Consider the following 1,392-nt stretch of genomic DNA (forward strand, 5'->3'; position numbering starts at 1 on the left):
ACATTTAACCGGTAATACAGATCGCTGCGAAAATTCCCGTTATATGTGATCTCATGTTTGAGATTCCTATTTGTTGCGGCGATCACTCTCGTATTGACAGGGATCATCTTTGTCCCGCCTACGCGTGTAATCGCTTTATCCTCCAACGCACGCAACAAGGTTGCCTGCAATTCTAATGGCATCTCTCCGATCTCATCCAAGAACAGAGTTCCACCGTTTGCCGCCTCAAAAGCACCGATTTTTCCTCCTTTTTTCGCCCCCGTGAAAGCCCCTTCCTCATAACCGAACAATTCACTGGCGATTAACTCTTTTGAGAGAGTGGCGCAGTTCACAATGATAAACGGCTGATCTTTACGGGGACTGTTTTCATGAATCACTTTGGCAAAAACGTCTTTTCCTGTTCCGCTCTCTCCAAGCAATAGAACATTACCATCCGTCTGTGCAGCGATTTTGGCGATTTCCAGCTGCTCCAAGAGCCGCGGATCCTTTCCGATGATTGTTTTTGAAAATTGCGGTAAATAAACTGGCTTTGTCTTGATCGAATGCGAATGCTTCTTTTGTTTTAAAAAGATAATGCTTCCAATATGAACGGAATCACGGTAAATACTGTGTGCCAGGTAGAAAAGATCTGATTCTCCGGGCAAAGGTCGTTCTTTTTTCGGCAATTCCCTTGAAGAGAAGATGGTCTCTTTCAAACGAAACCAAGGGTAACCCTTATGACCGATCAGTTCCTGAGCGACTGCATTCATGTAGATTACATCTCCTTGTGCGGATAAAACGACAACTCCATCGGAAAGTTGATTGGCAATCCGGTCAATCACCTGCTTTTGCAGGATATTCCGGTCATCTCCGGACTCGAAAAAAGAGCTGTGCCATGGATCAGGCCGGATCGGTTCATCGGATGACCAAATGATTTTAAATTGGTTGTTCTTCTCTACGCGACCGATTCGAGGCCACTGCCAGAGATGTTGGTTTGTTGGATCAAAGTAAACGGTGCCTTGGGGAGCTTCAAACGTTTGTTTCAATAGAAGTTGTTTTAACTCCGATTTTTCCTTGCATTCCCTTAATGCCTTCGCCAACAGGAAGATCGCAGTGTACGTGAACTCCATGTTTGCGCTGATTGCTTCATTTCGTCCGTACTTACGGCGATATAAGCTGATGAAGCGATGATTCTCCTCACTTTCAATTGATGCGAAGTAGGGAAACAGGGAATAGTGACCGACTCCATATTCCCAGCCCATTGCCTGAATATCCAATTCCGTCGTAACACTGCTGACAATGGGGATCTCCGTTGAATCAAAGCCAAATTCCCGATACTGGCGATAAAACGGAACGATGCTTGAGCCGACGATCGTGGAGAAAATGAAGTCAGGCTTAGCCTTCTCAATCATC

The 1,392-nt window shown here is 45.4% G+C and carries 1 protein-coding gene; it reads right to left on the minus strand.

The genetic code is table 11. From position 1 onward, the window contains the following. On the minus strand, positions 1-1,392 hold a 1,392-nt coding region (locus BMZ78_RS18365; protein WP_139203378.1), incomplete at both ends, for a sigma 54-interacting transcriptional regulator.

This window comes from Thermoflavimicrobium dichotomicum (genome assembly GCF_900114055.1).
Taxonomy (GTDB): Bacteria; Bacillota; Bacilli; order Thermoactinomycetales; family Thermoactinomycetaceae; genus Thermoflavimicrobium; species Thermoflavimicrobium dichotomicum.